The following is a 15737-nucleotide window of genomic DNA, read 5'->3' as shown; positions in this document are numbered from 1 at the left end:
CGGACACCTTAGTGACCACAGAAATCACCCCCACCGTCTCCGCGACGATCCCGGCCCCCGCGACCCCCTACCAGGGGGACATCGCCCGGTACTGGAACAACGAGGCGAGGCCGGTGAACCTGCGCCTCGGTGACGTGGACGGTCTCTACCACCACCACTACGGCATCGGCGCCGTCAACCACGACGCGCTCGGCGACCCGGAACACAGCGAGTACGAGAAGAAGCTGATCGCGGAGCTGCACCGACTCGAGTCCGCCCAGGCCGAGTTCCTCCTGAACCACCTCGGTTCCGTCGGACCCGGCGACACGCTCGTCGACGCGGGCTGCGGGCGCGGCGGGTCCATGGTCATGGCCCATCAGCGCTTCGGCTGCAAGGTAGAGGGCGTCACCCTGTCCGCCACCCAGGCCGAGTTCGGCAACGGACGGGCCCGGGACCTGCGGATCCAGGACCATGTGCGCTCACGCGTGTGCAACATGCTCGACACTCCCTTCGAGAAGGGCAGCGTCACCGCCTCGTGGAACAACGAGTCGAGCATGTACGTCGACCTGCACGACCTGTTCGCCGAGCACTCCCGCTTCCTGAAGGTGGGCGGCCGGTACGTGACGATCACGGGCTGCTGGAATCCCCGCTACGGCCAGCCGTCGAAGTGGGTCTCCCAGATCAACGCCCACTTCGAGTGCAACATCCACTCCCGTCGTGAGTATCTGCGGGCCATGGCCGACAACCGGCTCGTGCCCCAGACCGTGATCGACCTGACCCCCGACACGCTGCCGTACTGGGAGCTGCGGGCCACGTCCTCACTGGTCACCGGGATCGAGGAGGCCTTCATCGAGTCGTACCGGGACGGCTCCTTCCAGTACGTGCTGATCGCGGCCGACCGCGTTTGACCAGCGGCCCGTCCGGTCAAAAAAGGCGTGGCGGTCCGGTGAGGGCCGCCACGTCCGGCCGCAGCGACACAACGGAGGAGTGCCATGGCCGTCAGAGAGCTCTCCGGAAGCGTGGGGGAAGGCGGGGTGAACGCGGGCGACGACGTGTTCACCGTCCAGATGCTCCTCAACCAGGTCGGCCCGGGAGCAGGCGGTCCGAACCCACCGCTCCAGGTGGACGGCCTCGTGGGCCCCAAGACCAACGGGGCGATCCGCGGCTTCCAGCAGACCCGGCTCGGCTTCCAGGACGGGCTGGTCGAACCCGGTCAGGTCACCTTCACGGCCCTCAAGGGCTTCTTCACCTCGCCCGCCGAGTTCCCGGACGAGGCCGTCGCGGGCCCCGGTGCCGTCCGTGCCCATCGGCTCGTCTACCGGGATGTGCGGCTGCTCGGCAACCGCCCGGCGGGCGACACCGTGATCGAGGTCAACTTCGACACGCCCCTCCAGTGGTTCCTGGACAGCGCCAAGGACACCGCCGCGCACACCGCGGACCCCGTCCGGCTCAAGATCATGGCCCATGGGGCCCCCGCGTTCGTCCAGTTCTGCCGAGAGAACCTGGCCATCGCCAACCTTCCCGCCCTGGGCGTACTGAGGGATTCCTTCCGTGCCGGCGTCGATCTCTTCTCCTGCTCCGCGGCCTTCATCGCCGCCGGCGGCGGGGACGGCAACGTGTTCTGCTCCCGCATGGCCCAGCTCCTCAACACGTCCGTCCGCGCCTCGACCGCGACCCAGTTCTACACACCGGGTTCGGCCGGCTCCGGGCTGGACTTCGGCCAGTGGGAGGGCACGGTGCTGACATACGGTCCGCGCGGCGATGTGATCAACGTCGAGCACGCACCACGCTTCTGACGGCTCGTCGGGCGTCTCATCTGGGAGGCTCAAGCTCGTCCGGCGGGGTGAGAGGCAGTCGTCCTCGTCCGGGACGTCGCCGTCGAGGCGGAGGACTTCGGGCACCGGGGCCCGCCCCCGCAGGCGTCCGCCGACCGTGGGCGGGAACCCGTCCCAGTCGATGACGTAGCCGGTGACGGCACCGACGATTCCCTCGTACTCGGGTCGCCCACCCGCCTTGATCCAGGGGTTCTGCCGGCGGTACTGGTGGTCGTCCAGCCACGGCGAACCGGGCAACGCGGCCGGCCCCGGGTGCAGGATGTGCTCCTCCTCGTCGAGGTTCTCGTACGCCGTCCGCGGGAAGCCGCGTCGCTCGAACAACGCGGCCGTCAGGCGCCGGCGGTGACAGCCCTGGTCGTCGGCTCTCAGTCGCCGGCGTTGTGCCTCACCACCAGGTCCCGGTACCACAGCGCGCTGTCCTTGAGCGTGCGGCGCTGGGTCTCGTAGTCGACGTGGACGATGCCGAAGCGCTTGGAGTAGCCGTAGCCCCACTCGAAGTTGTCCATCAGCGACCACACGAAGTACCCCCGCAGGTCCACTCCGGCGGCGAGGGCCCGCCCGGCCGCGGTCAGGTGGCGGCGGATGTAGTCGACGCGCTCGGGGTCGTGGACGGCGTAGGTGCCGTCGGGGCCGACCGTGACCCGGTCCTCGAAGGCCGCTCCGTTCTCGGTGATGACCAGGGGCTGGCCGGGGAACCTGGTGTGCAGGTCCAGGAGGAGTTCCTCCAGGCCGTCGGGGTCGATGTTCCAGCCCATGGCGGTGTGCGGCCCGTCCGTGGCGTGGAACTCGACCTGGGGCGAGCCGGGCCAGGGTGAGCCGCCCATGTCCTTGTGGCCGTCGTTGTTCTGACGGGGCGTCCCGCCGTCCCAGAGGCCGACCGTGGTGGTGGCGTAGTAGTTGACGCCCAGCAGGTCCAGGGGCTGGTGGATCCGGGCCAGGTCGCCCTCCTCGACGAAGGACCAGTCGGTGACGGCGGCGGTGTCCTCGATGAGGTCCTTCGGGTAGTGGCCGCGCAGCAGGGGCTCGGTGAAGGCACGGTTGGCCAGCGCGTCGATACGGCGTACGGCCTCGGCGGCGCCCTCGCCCTTCCCCCGCAGGACATGGAAGTTGAGGGTGATCGAGTACTGCGGATCGTTGGTGGTGACCGCCCTGAGCTGCTCGACGGCCAGACCGTGGGCGAGGTTGAGGTGGTGGACCGCGGTCAGTGCCGCGGCGTCGTCGGTGCGGCCGGGCGCGTGGGCGCCGGAGCCGTAGCCGAGGTAGGCGGAGCACCAGGGTTCGTTGAGGGTCGTCCAGATCGCTACCCGGTCGCCGAGGGCCTCGCCGACGATCCGCGCGTAGTCGGCGAAGGCGAACGCGGTCGCGCGGTTCGTCCAGCCGCCCTCGTCCTCGAGGGCCTGGGGCAGGTCCCAGTGGTAGAGGGTCGCGACCGGGGTGATGTCCCGGGCGAGCAGGCCGTCGACCAGACGGCTGTAGAAGTCCAGGCCCTTGGGGTTGGCCGGGCCCCGGCCGGTGGGCTGGATGCGGGGCCAGGAGAGGGAGAACCGGTAGGCCCGCAGGCCCAGGGAGGCCATGAGGTCGAGGTCGGCCTCCAGGCGGTGGTAGTGGTCGGCGGCGACGTCGCCGGTGTCGCCGTTCCAGGTCTTGCCGGGGGTGTGGGAGAAGGTGTCCCAGATCGAGGGGCCGCGCCCGTCCTCGTCGGCGGCGCCCTCTATCTGGTAGGCGGCGGTCGCGGAGCCGAGGAGGAAGTGCGCGGGGAAGGACAGGGGCTGGGCTGTCGGCATGCGGGTTTCTCTCTGCTGGGTATCGGCCGGGAAGCACACCGATGTTAACGTTAACAAGGCGTCCGGGCCTATGCCCTGGACGCATCCCGCTCCCACCCCGCCTGCCCCGGAGTGCGCCCGTGCCGACCTTCGCCAACCCTGTTCTCGCCGGCAGCCACCCGGACCCCTCGGTCTGCCGGGTCGGGGCGGACTTCTACCTCGTCACGTCGTCGTTCGCGTACTTCCCCGGGCTGCCCGTCCTGCACAGCCGGGACCTGGTGAGCTGGCGGCCGCTCGGACATGTCGTGGACCGCCCGACACAGGTGTCGTTGACCGGCCTCGACGTCTCCGACGGCCTGTGGGCCGCGACGATCCGCCACCACGACGGCATGTTCTACGTGGTCGTGGCCCTGGCGAGAGGCCGCCAGGGCAGCACCACCTACCTCTTCACCGCCTCCGACCCCGCCGGGCCCTGGTCCGACCCGGTCGTCCTGGACGCGGAGGGGATCGATCCGTCGCTCTTCTTCGACGATGACGGCCGCTGCTGGTTCACCGCCTGCCGAGACGCCGCCGACCCCGCGGTGACCGGCCCCGGTGAGCTGTACATGCGCGAACTCGACCTGGACACCCTGGCGTTGACCGGACCGACCCATGCGCTGTGGTACGGCGCGATGCGCGGCGCCTGGGTGGAGGCGCCGCACGTGTACAAGCGGGACGGCGTGTACTGGCTGATCGGCGCGGAGGGCGGCACCGAGCACCACCACGCCGTGACCGCCGCCCGCGCCGACACGGTCACCGGCCCCTATGCGACCGACCCGAGGAGCCCGCTGCTCACCCACCGCCACCGCGGCGCGGCGGAGCCGATCCACAACGTCGGTCATGTCGACCTCGTCGACACGCCCGCCGGGGAGACCTGGGCCGTGGCGCTGGCGGTACGGCCGATCGAGGGCACGCACACCCTCGGCCGGGAGGTGTTCCTCGTCCCGGCCGAATGGACGCCCCGGGGACCCGTGTTCGCACCGGACACCGGACGCGTGCGGCTGTCGGAGCGGCTCCCCGCGGGCATCGAAGCGGCCCCGCGGCCGGACGCACCGGTGCGGTACACCTTCGACGGCCCGACGCTCGGCCCGGACTGGACCAGCCTGCGCGGACCCGTCGACGAGCATGTCTCACCGCGTCCCGGCCAGGGCGGCCTGACCCTCCGCCTCTCCCCCGAGCCCCTCACCTCGACCGGTACCCTCGCGTTCGTCGCGCGCCGCCAGCAGCACGTGCGCCTGCGCGCCGCCACCCGGATCCGTTGCGCCGCCGCCACGCCCGCGCGGGCAGCGGGGCTGGTCGTCTTCCAGCACCAGCGACAGCACGCCACGCTCTCCCTGACGGCCGACGCCTCGGGAGCCCCGCAGGTCGTGCTCACCGCCGTCGAGGCGGGCGTCACCACCCGTCTCGCCGCGACGTCCGTCTCGGACATCGAGGTCGTCCTCGCGGTCGACAGCGACGAGTGCGGCTACACCTTCCGCGTCGAGGACGAGGGCACCTGGATCACCCTGGGCAGCATCGAACGCCCCTTCTTCAGCACGGAACGGGCGGGCGGGTTCGTCGGCGTCCACCTCGGCCTCCACGGCGTCGGCGACTCCGGCGAGGCGCTCGTGCGCTGGTTCACGTACACGCCCGGCGCGTCGGATCAGCCGTAGGGGTTCTTGAGCCGGCGATCTTCGGACAGGCACGGCAGGGGCAGCGATGGTTTCGACGCGCCGGCGTGCTTCAGGAGTCAGTGCGCGGTACGGCGGTGCTGCGTCGGACGACCAGGTGCGGGGCGAGCCGGCGGCGCTGCGGCGGCTCGCCGCCCAGCATGTCCACCAGCAGTTCGATGGCGCTGCTGCCGAGGTGGGTGAAGTCCTGCCGGACGGTGGTCAGGGCGGGCACCAGGTATCCGGCGCCCTTCATGTCGTCGAAGCCGACGACCGACACGTCCTGCGGCACCTTGACGCCTCGCTCGGCGAATGCGGCCAGCGCGCCCATCGCCATCTGGTCGTTCCCGGCGAAGACCGCGGTGGGCAGGGGGGTGTCGGCCGCGCAGAGGTCGTGGGCGAGACGGAATCCGCTCTCCGCGCTGAAGTCGCCTTCCAGCACGACTCCTTCTGCTCCCGCCGTGGCGAGTTCGGCCTGCCAGCCGTCGACGCGGGCCCGGGCGTCGAAGGTGCGCAGCGCGCCCGTGAGATGGGCGATGTGGCGGTGGCCGAGGTCCAGGAGGTGGCGGGCTGCCAGACGGGCGCCGAGCTCCTGGTCGACCTCGACGAAACCGAGATCGGGGTTGGGCACGCTGCCGGACATCACCACCGCGACCGGCACCCCGATCGAGAGGCGGGACAGCGCCTCCACGGCGTCGGGCCGGTCGGCGACCACCGCGATCGCCTCCACCGACTGGTCGGTGAGGCGCTGGAGCGTCTCCATGAGGTCACCGGTGGTGCTCTCGCCCTGCCGGCTGGCCAGGCTCACCCAGTAGCCGGTCTGTTTGGCGGCGGTCTCCACGCCCAGGAGGATGCGGGGCAGTTCGAACAGGTCCGACCCGACGATCACCACGCCGATCGTGGAGGAACGGCGGCTCTTGAGGGCCCTGGCGACACTGTTGCGGCGGTAGCCCAGCTTCTGGATCGCCGCCTCGACCCGGGTGCGGGTCTCCGGCCGTACCGACGGATGTCCGTTGATGACACGGGAGACGGTGATGTGCGAGACGCCGGCCTCCCGGGCGACGTCCATCATGCCTGGCGGCCGGTTCATGTCACTCGTCCTCTGCCCTCACCCTCGGCACGGCCTCGCGCCCGTCACCGATCCTGTCACAGGCGCCGCGTCCGCCCGCCGACCGCGCGGGCCGGGCGCCGGAGCACGTGTCCGTGTTCGTTGACACATCACTCACGAATGACTAGTTTTGTAGATGCATCAACCAAATCCTCAGGGTAGCCCCCGCACCCTGCCGGATCAGCCGGGCCGCTAGGAGAACACGTGACAGTCAAGATCGTCGACGCACCCGAGGCACGCCGCTACGAGGCCCGGGTGGACGGCGGATCAGAGGTCGCCGGGTTCTCGGAGTACATCCGGACCGAGGAGCTGATCTCGTTCGTCCACACGGAGGTGGCGTCGGCGTACGAGGGCCGGGGGATCGGCTCCGCACTCGTCCGGGCCTCCCTCGACGAGGCCCGCGCCGCGGGGCTGCGGGTGCTCGCCACCTGCCCCTTCTACGCCGGCTGGATCGACCGCCACCCCGAGTACGCCGACCTGCTGTACCAGAACCGGAGCAGGGTCAGTGACTGAGCGAACCGCGAGCGTCGTGGTCATCGGTGGCGGACAGTCCGGGCTGTCGGCCGGCTACCACCTCAAGCGGCGCGGCTTCACCAGCGCCCTGACCGACCCGGCCGGCGACCGGACCTTCGTGGTGCTCGACGCCGAACCCGCGGCCGGCGGGGCGTGGCGGCACCGCTGGGAGTCGCTGCGGATGAACACCGTGAACGGCATCTTCGACCTGCCGGACTTCCCGAAGCCGCCCATCGAGCCCGAAGAGCCCAGCCGTACGGCGGTGCCGCGCTACTTCGCCGCCTTCGAGCGGGCGACCGATCTGCCGATCCTGCGACCGGTGACGGTGAGCACCGTACGCCCGCTCGACGACCGCCCCGACGGCGAGCTGGCCGTGGAGTCCGGCGCGGGGACCTGGATCACGCGGGCGGTCATCAACGCCACCGGCACCTGGACCAACCCCGTCCGCCCCCATTACCCCGGGCAGGAGAGCTTCGCCGGCCTCCAGTTGCACACCCACGACTACGTCTCGGCCGAGCAGTTCGCGGGCCTCGGGGTGGCCGTGGTCGGCGGCGGCATCTCGGCACTCCAGCAGCTGGAGGAGATCTCCCGGGTGGCCACCACGTACTGGTACACGCGGCGCGAACCCGTCTTCCTGGAGGGCGGGTTCAACCCCGAGGTCGAGGGCCGCCAGATCATCGCCAGGGTCACCGCCGACGTGGAGGCGGGCAGGCCCACCGGAAGCGTCGTCTCCTACACCGGGCTGGGCTGGACCCCGTATGCCCTGGCGGCGAAGGAGCGCGGGGTCCTGGAGCGCCGCCCCATGTTCACGGCGATCGAACCCGGCGGCGTCCGTGAGGCGGACGGTTCCTTCACGCCGCTCGGCGCGATCCTGTGGGCCACCGGCTTCAAGGCGGCGCTGGCCCACCTGGACCCGCTGCGGCTGCGCAACGAACACGGTGGGATCAGCATGAGCGGCACCCAGGTGGCCGGTGAACCGCGCGTCCACCTCGTCGGGTTCGGGCCGTCCCAGTCCACCGTCGGCGCCAACCGCGCGGGCCGCCAGGCCGTCAACACTCTGCTGCGGCAGTGGAAGGCCGCCGAGATGACCCCCGCCGGCGAGCAGGTCAGGACATGAGGCCGTACCGACTCCGCGAGGGCCGTGATCGCACCCATGCGATCACGGCTCCGCTCAGGCGGTCCTAGAAGTTGCCGCGCTTCGCCTGCTCACGCTCGATCGCCTCGAACAGGGCCTGGAAGTTGCCCTTGCCGAAGCCCAGCGAACCGTGGCGCTCGATGAACTCGAAGAACACCGTGGGCCGATCCCCGATCGGCTTGGTGAAGATCTGCAACAGATAGCCGTCCTCGTCACGGTCGACGAGGATGCCGCGCGAGGCCAGCTCCTCGATCGGCACACGCACCTCGCCGATCCGGGCGCGCAGCTCCGGGTCGGTGTAGTAGCTGTCCGGGGTGGCGAGGAACTCGATGCCCTTGGAGCGCAGGATGTCCACGGTCCGCAGGATGTCGCTGGTGGCCAGGGCGAGGTGCTGGGCACCGGGGCTGCGGTAGAAGTCGAGGTACTCGTCGATCTGGGAACGCTTCTTGCCGACCGCCGGCTCGTTCAGCGGGAACTTCACCCGGTGGTTGCCGCTGGCGACGACCTTGCTCATCAGCGCCGAGTACTCGGTGGCGATGTCATCGCCCACGAACTCGGCCATGTTGGTGAAGCCCATGACCCGGTTGTAGAAGTCGACCCACTCGTCCATGTTGCCCAGTTCCACGTTGCCCACGACGTGGTCGAGCGCCTGGAAGACACGCTTGGGCTCGTCCTCGGGCTTGACGTAGCCGGAGGTGCGGGCGACGTAGCCGGGCAGGTAGGGGCCGGTGTAGCGGGAACGGTCCACCAGGGTGTGGCGGGTCTCGCCGTAGGTGGCGATGGCCCCGATCCGCACCGTGCCGTGCTCGTCGGTGACGTCGTGCGGCTCCTCCAGCACGGTCGCACCCTCCGCGCGGGCGTGCTTGATGCACCGGTCGACGTCCGGCACCTCAAGAGCGATGTCGATCACGCCGTCGCCGTGGCGGCGGTGGTGGTCGAGCAGCGGGCTGTCCGGGTCGACACCGCCCTTGAGCACGAAGCGGATCGCACCGGAACGCAGCACGAACGCGTGATGGTCACGGTTGCCCGTCTCCGGACCCGAGTAGGCGACCAGCTCCATACCGAAGACCACCTGGAAATACAGCGCGGCCTGCGTCGCGTTGCCCACCGACCAGACCACCGCGTCCCACCCGGTCACCGGGAACGGGTCCCCCTCGGCGTCGTACTCCACGAGCCCGACCAGCTGCTTGAGCTGCTGAAGGTCGAGCTCCGCCAGTCGCTCCTGGCTCGTGAGGGTCTGCTCGATGCTCATACGTCATCCCTTTCGGTGTGCGTGCCTCCACCCGTGGCGGTAGAACACACCGGCACCCCTCCCCTGCACAAGAGTGACATTCTGAGCTGTTCAAGCTGCTCAGTTTGTCCTCCGTGAGACCGCTTCTTCTATACAAAATGCCCAGTGGAGGGTTGGACGTCAGGCACCGCTGAGCGACGCCGGTCGCGGGCCGAATCCCGTACACGGGACCCGGCTCCGCACCCGCGACGGGGAGGTGCCCGCCTCTTTCGTCAGGACGAGAGGCGGCTCGGCCGTGGCGTCAGGGCGCGTCCTCGTCGAGCTTCTCGACCACCCGTTCCGAGACCTGCCCCAGCGTGCGCAGCTCCGAGGGGGTGACATGGTCGAGGAACAGCGCTCGTACGGCCTCCACGTGGAGCGGAGCCGCCTCCGCGATCGCCTCGCGGCCACGGTCCGTGATCACGACGAAGGCGCCGCGCGCATCCTCCAGGCACTCCTCCCGCACCACCAGGCCGCGCCCGGCCATCCGCGCGATGTGATGGGACATCCGGCTCTTCTCCCACTCCAGGCTCCGAGCCAGGTCCTGATAGCGCTGCCGCCCCTCCGGCACGTCCGTCAGATTGACCAGTACGGCGAAGTCGGCGGCCGACAGGTTCGACTCCGCCTGGAGCAGGCGCGAGAGGCGGCCTCCGAGTTTCTCGTGCAACCGGATGAAGCTCCGCCAGGCATGCTGCTCATCCGCCGTCAGCCACCGCACGTTCTCCGCCATACCGGAAGTCTAGACGCGGTTGACACCTCACCCAATGCGTGAGGACAGGCGACACGATGATCGGCGCCGGGCTCGGTGGGCTCGGGTTGTGCGGGTCGCGCGAAAAAGGTCGGCCGCCGATGTCGAGACGCCGCGTCCGGCTCCGTCCCCGGGGTGAACGCGACCACAATGGGCCGCACCAGTACCGAGGAGAACCACGATGGCCAAGTACCTGCTGCTGAAGCACTACCGAGGCGCCCCGGCCGCGGTCAACGACGTGCCGATGGAGAAGTGGACACCTGAGGAGATCACGGCGCATGTGCGGTACATGAACGACTTCGCGGCCCGGCTGGAGGAGAGCGGCGAGTTCGTCGGCGGTCAGGCGCTGGCCCCCGAGGGCGAGTGGGTCCGCTACGACGGTGAGGGGCGCCCGCCGGTCACCGACGGACCGTTCGCCGAGACCAAGGACCTCATCGCGGGCTGGATGATCATCGACGTCGACAGTCACGAGCGGGCGGTCGAGCTGGCCGGGGAGCTGTCGGCCGCTCCCGGAGCGGGCGGCAGGCCGATCCACGAGTGGCTGGAGCTGCGCCCGTTCCTGGCCGAGAACCCCGCCGTCACGGACTGCCCGCATCGATGAACGACGCACTGCTGCGCAGCCTCACCCCGGGGGTGCTCACCGTTCTCGTCCGCCGCGGAGCCGACTTCGCGGCGGCCGAGGACGCCGTACAGGAAGCGTTGATCGAGGCGCTGCGCGTCTGGCCGGCCGATCCGCCGCGGGACGCCAAGGGCTGGCTGGTCACCGTGGCCTGGCGCAAGTTCCTCGACGCGACCCGCGCCGACACCGCGCGGCGCCGGCGGGAGGATCGAGTGGAGGAGGAACCGGCGCCGGGGCCCGCGCCCGCCGTGGACGACACCCTCCAGCTCTACTTCCTGTGCGCCCACCCGTCGCTGACCCCGTCGTCCGCCGTCGCGCTCACCCTGCGCGCGGTCGGCGGACTGACCACCCGCCAGATCGCCCAGGCCTGTCTCGTGCCCGAGGCGACGATGGCGCAGCGCATCAGCCGGGCCAAGCGCACGGTGTCCGGGGTGCGCTTCGACCAGCACGGTGACGTCGCCACCGTGCTGCGCGTCCTCTACCTCGTCTTCAACGAGGGCTACTCCGGCGACGTCGACCTCGCCGCCGAGGCCATCCGCCTCACCCGGCAGCTCGCCGCCGCGATCGACCATCCCGAGGTGGCGGGGCTGCTCGCCCTCATGCTGCTGCACCATGCCCGGCGTGCCGCAAGGACCGCTCCCGACGGCAGCCTCGTCCCGCTCGCCGAGCAGGACCGCGGCCGGTGGGACACCGCGCTGATCGCCGAGGGCGTCGAGATCCTTCAGGCGGCTCTCGCCCGTGACCGGCTGGGCGAGTTCCAGGCCCAGGCCGCCATCGCCGCCCTCCACGCGGACGCGTCCCGCGCCGAGGAGACGGACTGGGTGCAGATCGTCGAGTGGTACGACGAACTCAGCCGCGTGACCGACAGTCCCGTGGTCCGGCTCAACCGGGCCGTCGCCGTCGGCCAGGCCGACGGTCCGCGCGCCGGCCTGGCCGCGCTCGCCGAGCTCGACGCCGCACTGCCGCGTCACACCGCGGTGGCGGCCTACCTCCACGAGCGCGACGGTGACCTGACCACGGCGGCGCGGCTGTACGCCGAGGCGGCCCACAAGGCCCCCAGCCTCGCCGAACGCGACCACTTGACCCGCCAGGCGGCCCGCCTCAACACCTACCTGAGTCGCCGAGCCGCCGATGACGCGGATGGCGCCGACGAGTGACGACGGACGGGCGAGGCCCTGGGACTTCGCCTGCCGGCGCTGTGGCCGGCAGGCGCCGCGAGAGCCGCTCTCCACGCAACCGGCAATGGCGACCTGGCAGTTGCCGGTTCTTCGTATCGAGAATGCCGGGAGACGCGCGAACGGCCCTCCGTATGCCCAGAGCGCGATACGCATACGTCGGCGGCCTGTCTGCACGGGAGTTCTAAGGCTCGGCCCAGGGTGTGATCCAGTGGCCCGGCGCGCGACCTGGTGCACGACCGGCACGTTGGGCAGCCGTGACGCACGGGGAGTGGGAGAACGTGACGCGATGCGTCGGCATTGAGGAGCAGTCCCTCCTCTCAACGACTCATGGCGAAAAGGAAATCACCGTATGCACGGCATCCCGCCCGGTTCCGTCGACGTGCGCGTCAGTACGGCGCTCAGGTCGCGCCGGTTGATCCTGCACGCGCTGGACATGTTCGAGGTGTCCCCCGCCGTGGGAGGGCGGTCCACGGGCGGGCGCGCCTCGGCGGTGGCGCCGGCGGTGACCGCGCAGAGCGCTTTCGACGCACTGTACGTATACGCCGCCCCGTCGCTGGTGCAGCAGACGTACCTGCTCACCGGAGGCCGCCGGCTGGCCTTCGAGTCGACCGAGTTCGCCTTCCACCAGGCGTGGGAGCACTGGCCCGAAGTGGCGTGCGACGCCGACCCGGTGGGCTGGGTGCGGGAGCGCGCGCACGAGTACGCGCTCTCCCCGTGGCAGCGCTTGCGGTGGCTCGTGGCCCGCCCGGATCCGCCACCCGGCGATCCCGTGTGGCAGGCACTGCTGGCGCTGCACCCCCGGCATCGCCGTGCCGTCGTGCTGTGCGACGGACTGGGTCTGAGCGTCGGTGAGGTCGCCGCCGAGATGCAGGCCGGCACCCCGGCCACCCGGAACCGGCTGCTGCACGCCCGCGCCGCCCTGCACGACCGGCTTCGGGACACATCTGGCGGGACGTCGAGGCCGACGCGTGGCCGCCCGGATTCCCCGAGGCCGGAGGGCCGGTGTGAGCACGAGGAGCGGGACGAGGACGCGAGCGCCCCTCAGGACTGGATCCGGCGACGTCTTGAGCAGACGCAGGCCGCGACCCTGGCCCAGCCATGGTCCGTGCGCGCCGGCAGTGAACGGCGTACACGCGCACTCACCCGCACCGTCGCCCTGGCGACCGCGGCCCTGGTCGCCTTGATCGCCTTCACCCTCGCCACGACCCCGGGGCACTACGAACCCGTCGACCGCCCCAGCACGGCCGACGGCCGGGCGGAGCGCGGCAAGAGGGGCGCGCGGCAGCACGAATGCGCCCGGGAAGTGTCGTCGCGCTCCCGTCACCTCACTCCCGCAGGATGCCCGGAGGAGGCTGCTGGGCAGTGATGGGCGCTGTGGAGAGAATCGATTCTGCCGGGTCTGGACGCCCTCCTCGGGGAGCATCGAGCGGCGACCGAAGGTGACGACCGCTGATCCGTGTACGCAGGAAGTGCGAGGCCTGGTGACGACCTTGGCCCGCGGCCGCCGCTGCCCGCGGCATGACCATCCGACACACCGTGTCACAGAGCGTGAATGTGGGGCTATTGGTGGGGTTCTTATCCTCATGGCGTCGACCCGGCCATCTGCCGGCGGAGTTGACGAGCTTCGTCGGACGGGGCGGCGAACTGGCCCAACTGGCCCAACTGTTCAGACGGGCACGACTGGTGACACTGGTCGGTCCCGGCGGCGTCGGCAAGACCCGGCTCGCCCTGCGTGCCGCGGCCCAGGCGGCGCCCACGCTCGCCGACGGGATTCGGCTCGCCGAGCTGTCCGGGCTGCGGCGGCCCGAACGACTCCCCGAGGTCGTCGCCGACGCCCTCGAACTGCCGGACCGGCGTGGCCCGTCCGGCTTCGAGGCCGTCGTGAACCATGTCGCCGAACGCGAACTGCTGCTCGTACTGGACGCCTGCGAGCACCTGGTCGACACCTGTGCGCTGCTGGTCGGCGTCCTGCTCGCCCAGGCTCCCGGGCTGAGAATCCTCACGACCAGCCGACAGCCCCTCGGCATCCCCGCCGAGCACGTCGTGCCCGTACGGCCGCTCGGCCTGGCGGAGGGGGAAGCAAGCGAGGCGCTGCGACTCTTCGAGCAGCGGGCGGCGTCCGCCGTTCCCGGTCTGTCCTTCACCGCCGAGGAGCGCAGACTCGCCGCGACTCTCTGCCGCCGTCTGGACGGCATTCCGCTGGCGATCGAACTGGCCGCCGTACGCCTGCGCGCACTGCCCATCGGGGTGCTGGCCGCGCGCCTCACCGAGAGCTTCACCGTGCTGAACGCAGGCCGCTCACCGGCCTTGCCGCGGCATCGGAACCTAGCGGCGACGATCGGCTGGAGTCATCAGCTGTGCTCCCCCGACGAGCGGCTCCTGTGGGCCCGGTTGTCGGTGTTCGGCGGCGATTTCGATCTCCCGGCGGTGGACGCCGTCTGCACCGACGCCCAGCTGCCCGCGGGGTCGGTCGTGGACTCGCTGGTCGGACTGGTGGACAAGTCGGTGCTCCTCAGACAGGGGGACCGCTACCGCTTCCTCGACGTCATCCGTGACTTCGGCGGCCGGCGGCTGGAAGAGACGGGCGAGACGGCCGTCCTGCGGCGCCGTCTGATCGCCTACTTCCACGCACGGCTGCGGGACTTCGAGGAACGCTTCTTCACCTCCGAGCAGGTGTCCCTGCACAAGGCGCTGTTGGCCGAACACCGCAATCTCACCGCGGCCCTGGAGTACGCCGACGCGGACGGCACGCTGCTGCCGCTGGCCGCCGCCATGTGGCCGTACAGACTGTGTGCCGGCCATCCCGCCGAGGCCCGCTACTGGATGGACCGTGCTCTCGACCAACAGCCCGAGGTGTCCGAGGATCGCGTCAAGGCCCTGGTGTGGGCCACCACGTTCGCCGTGATCCAGGGTGACGTGGAAGCCGCCCACCGGCTCGCGGCCGTACTTCAGGAGCAGGCCGCTCAGCTCGACGACCCCAGGCTCCAGGGACTGGCCCTGATGTGTCACGGCATGGCCTGGGCCGTCGCGGGCGAACCCCAGGAGGCGGTGGCCCAACTGCGTCTGTCCCTGGACCGGCTCAGGAAGTACGGCACCGATCTGGACGTGGCGCTGGCGAACCTGCGGCTGGGCATCGTCCACACCCTCCACGACCGGCCGGAGGCGGCGATCGGCGCCTTCGAGGCAGTCCTCCGTCTCAACGGCGAGGACAGCTCGGAGAGTTATGTGCAGGGTCACGCCCACGGCTTCCTCGCCGTCGCCCATCTGCGGGCCGGCCGGCCCGCCGCCGCGGAACAGGCCGCTCGCCGCGCCCTGGCGCTGCACGACCGCAGAGCGGACGTCCTCGGCGTCGCCCTCTCCCTCGACTTCCTCGTCTGGGCCGCGACCGACCTCGGCCGCCATCAGCGGGCCGCTCTCCTCCTCGGCGGCGCGGACGCGCTCTTCCAACTCCTCGGCCGGGGCCGTGCCTTGGACAACGCCCGGCTGCTGCACGTGCACGAGCGGGCCCTGTCGGAGCTCGACCGGGCGATGGGCGGACAACTCCTGCACCAGGTACGCCGGACCGGCGCGTCCCTGCCGCACGAGCAGATCGTGGACTTCGCCCTGTCGGACGAGACCGCCCCGTCCGCCCAGGAGGAAGCCTCCGCACCGGGCGGCCTGACCCGGCGCGAACGCGAGGTGGCCGCCCTGGTGGCCGGCGGGATGACGAACCGGGAGATCGCCGAACGCCTCGTCATCTCCAAACGTACGGCCGACACCCATGTCGAGCACATCCTCGCGAAGTTGGGTGTCTCCTCCCGGGCCCAGATCGCACCGCTCGTCCCGACGACAGACCTCACGCGGGGGCCGGAGGAAGAGCGCTGAGGGCCTCGGTCCCCCGCTGTCGGGCGAGGGACCGAGG

The 15737-nt window shown here is 70.9% G+C and carries 13 protein-coding genes; 9 read left to right on the top strand and 4 right to left on the bottom strand.

Annotation, left to right across the window (positions count from 1 at the left end; genetic code table 11):
- Positions 1 to 11: 11 nt before the first annotated feature.
- Positions 12 to 887 carry a geranyl diphosphate 2-C-methyltransferase gene (locus ACIHIX_RS32490; RefSeq protein WP_399962465.1) on the top strand — a complete coding sequence of 292 codons (876 nt, stop codon included), beginning with the start codon at positions 12 to 14 and terminating at the stop codon, positions 885 to 887.
- 84 nt (positions 888 to 971) lie between these two features.
- On the top strand, positions 972 to 1775 hold the full coding sequence (locus ACIHIX_RS32485) for a peptidoglycan-binding protein (RefSeq protein ID WP_399962463.1): 804 nt from the start codon (positions 972 to 974) through the stop codon (positions 1773 to 1775).
- A 404-nt stretch (positions 1776 to 2179) separates the two neighbouring features.
- Here ACIHIX_RS32485 and ACIHIX_RS32480 read toward each other — a convergent pair whose 3' ends face one another.
- Positions 2180 to 3598 (bottom strand): GH1 family beta-glucosidase, encoded by a 1419-nt coding sequence (locus ACIHIX_RS32480; RefSeq protein ID WP_399962461.1) that lies wholly within the window; start codon positions 3596 to 3598, stop codon positions 2180 to 2182.
- 119 nt (positions 3599 to 3717) lie between these two features.
- Here ACIHIX_RS32480 and ACIHIX_RS32475 point away from each other — a divergent pair, with 119 nt between their 5' ends.
- Positions 3718 to 5268, top strand: coding sequence for a glycoside hydrolase family 43 protein (locus ACIHIX_RS32475; RefSeq protein ID WP_399962459.1), 1551 nt, complete (start codon positions 3718 to 3720; stop codon positions 5266 to 5268).
- A 70-nt stretch (positions 5269 to 5338) separates the two neighbouring features.
- On the opposite strand, the gene ACIHIX_RS32470 is transcribed toward ACIHIX_RS32475, so the two are convergent.
- Positions 5339 to 6355 carry a LacI family DNA-binding transcriptional regulator gene (locus tag ACIHIX_RS32470; protein WP_399962457.1) on the bottom strand — a complete coding sequence of 339 codons (1017 nt, stop codon included), beginning with the start codon at positions 6353 to 6355 and terminating at the stop codon, positions 5339 to 5341.
- A gap of 222 nt (positions 6356 to 6577) precedes the next feature.
- Between ACIHIX_RS32470 and ACIHIX_RS32465 the strand changes: the two genes are divergently transcribed.
- Together ACIHIX_RS32465 and ACIHIX_RS32460 are read left to right on the top strand one after the other, a co-directional pair.
- The gene (locus tag ACIHIX_RS32465; protein WP_399962455.1) at positions 6578 to 6886 is read left to right on the top strand and encodes a GNAT family N-acetyltransferase; all 309 of its coding nucleotides are present in this window, start codon (positions 6578 to 6580) and stop codon (positions 6884 to 6886) included.
- The gene (locus ACIHIX_RS32460; RefSeq protein ID WP_399962453.1) at positions 6879 to 8003 is read left to right on the top strand and encodes an NAD(P)-binding domain-containing protein; all 1125 of its coding nucleotides are present in this window, start codon (positions 6879 to 6881) and stop codon (positions 8001 to 8003) included. Before ACIHIX_RS32465 ends, ACIHIX_RS32460 begins: the two co-directional genes overlap by 8 nt.
- A 64-nt stretch (positions 8004 to 8067) precedes the next feature.
- Here the strand turns inward: ACIHIX_RS32460 and hppD are convergent, their stop codons facing one another.
- Both hppD and ACIHIX_RS32450 read right to left on the bottom strand, forming a co-directional pair.
- The gene (hppD, locus tag ACIHIX_RS32455) at positions 8068 to 9273 is read right to left on the bottom strand and encodes a 4-hydroxyphenylpyruvate dioxygenase (protein ID WP_399962451.1); all 1206 of its coding nucleotides are present in this window, start codon (positions 9271 to 9273) and stop codon (positions 8068 to 8070) included.
- A 280-nt stretch (positions 9274 to 9553) separates the two neighbouring features.
- Positions 9554 to 10021 carry a MarR family winged helix-turn-helix transcriptional regulator gene (locus ACIHIX_RS32450; RefSeq protein ID WP_399962449.1) on the bottom strand — a complete coding sequence of 156 codons (468 nt, stop codon included), beginning with the start codon at positions 10019 to 10021 and terminating at the stop codon, positions 9554 to 9556.
- A 199-nt stretch (positions 10022 to 10220) separates the two neighbouring features.
- Here ACIHIX_RS32450 and ACIHIX_RS32445 point away from each other — a divergent pair, with 199 nt between their 5' ends.
- The 4 genes from ACIHIX_RS32445 to ACIHIX_RS32430 all read left to right on the top strand — a co-directional run bounded on the left by ACIHIX_RS32445 (position 10221) and on the right by ACIHIX_RS32430 (position 15700).
- Positions 10221 to 10640 (top strand): YciI family protein, encoded by a 420-nt coding sequence (locus tag ACIHIX_RS32445; protein WP_329342903.1) that lies wholly within the window; start codon positions 10221 to 10223, stop codon positions 10638 to 10640.
- Entirely contained in the window at positions 10637 to 11815 is a 1179-nt protein-coding gene (locus ACIHIX_RS32440; protein ID WP_399962447.1) for an RNA polymerase sigma factor, read from the top strand. Before ACIHIX_RS32445 ends, ACIHIX_RS32440 begins: the two co-directional genes overlap by 4 nt.
- Before the next feature lie 370 nt (positions 11816 to 12185).
- Entirely contained in the window at positions 12186 to 13202 is a 1017-nt protein-coding gene (locus ACIHIX_RS32435; protein WP_399962445.1) for a sigma factor-like helix-turn-helix DNA-binding protein, read from the top strand.
- Between the two features lie 248 nt (positions 13203 to 13450).
- Positions 13451 to 15700: an ATP-binding protein gene (locus ACIHIX_RS32430; protein WP_399962443.1), complete on the top strand. Its 2250-nt coding sequence runs from the start codon at positions 13451 to 13453 to the stop codon at positions 15698 to 15700.
- Positions 15701 to 15737: the final 37 nt, after the last annotated feature.

This window comes from Streptomyces sp. NPDC051913, assembly GCF_044593635.1.
In the GTDB taxonomy this organism is placed as follows: domain Bacteria; phylum Actinomycetota; class Actinomycetes; order Streptomycetales; family Streptomycetaceae; genus Streptomyces.
The sequence above is the reverse complement of the archived record's forward strand: the minus strand, read 5'-3'. Positions and strand labels throughout refer to the sequence as shown.

What these genes read in the sequence shown, in the direction of transcription:
- ACIHIX_RS32485 (WP_399962463.1), top strand. Translation starts at nt 972, where the DNA reads ATGGCCGTCAGAGAGCTCTCCGGAAGCGTGGGGGAAGGCGGGGTGAAC.
- ACIHIX_RS32480 (WP_399962461.1), bottom strand. Translation starts at nt 3,598, where the DNA reads ATGCCGACAGCCCAGCCCCTGTCCTTCCCCGCGCACTTCCTCCTCGGC.
- ACIHIX_RS32470 (WP_399962457.1), bottom strand. Translation starts at nt 6,355, where the DNA reads ATGAACCGGCCGCCAGGCATGATGGACGTCGCCCGGGAGGCCGGCGTC.
- hppD (WP_399962451.1), bottom strand. Translation starts at nt 9,273, where the DNA reads ATGAGCATCGAGCAGACCCTCACGAGCCAGGAGCGACTGGCGGAGCTC.
- ACIHIX_RS32450 (WP_399962449.1), bottom strand. Translation starts at nt 10,021, where the DNA reads ATGGCGGAGAACGTGCGGTGGCTGACGGCGGATGAGCAGCATGCCTGG.
- ACIHIX_RS32445 (WP_329342903.1), top strand. Translation starts at nt 10,221, where the DNA reads ATGGCCAAGTACCTGCTGCTGAAGCACTACCGAGGCGCCCCGGCCGCG.
- ACIHIX_RS32440 (WP_399962447.1), top strand. Translation starts at nt 10,637, where the DNA reads ATGAACGACGCACTGCTGCGCAGCCTCACCCCGGGGGTGCTCACCGTT.
- ACIHIX_RS32435 (WP_399962445.1), top strand. Translation starts at nt 12,186, where the DNA reads ATGCACGGCATCCCGCCCGGTTCCGTCGACGTGCGCGTCAGTACGGCG.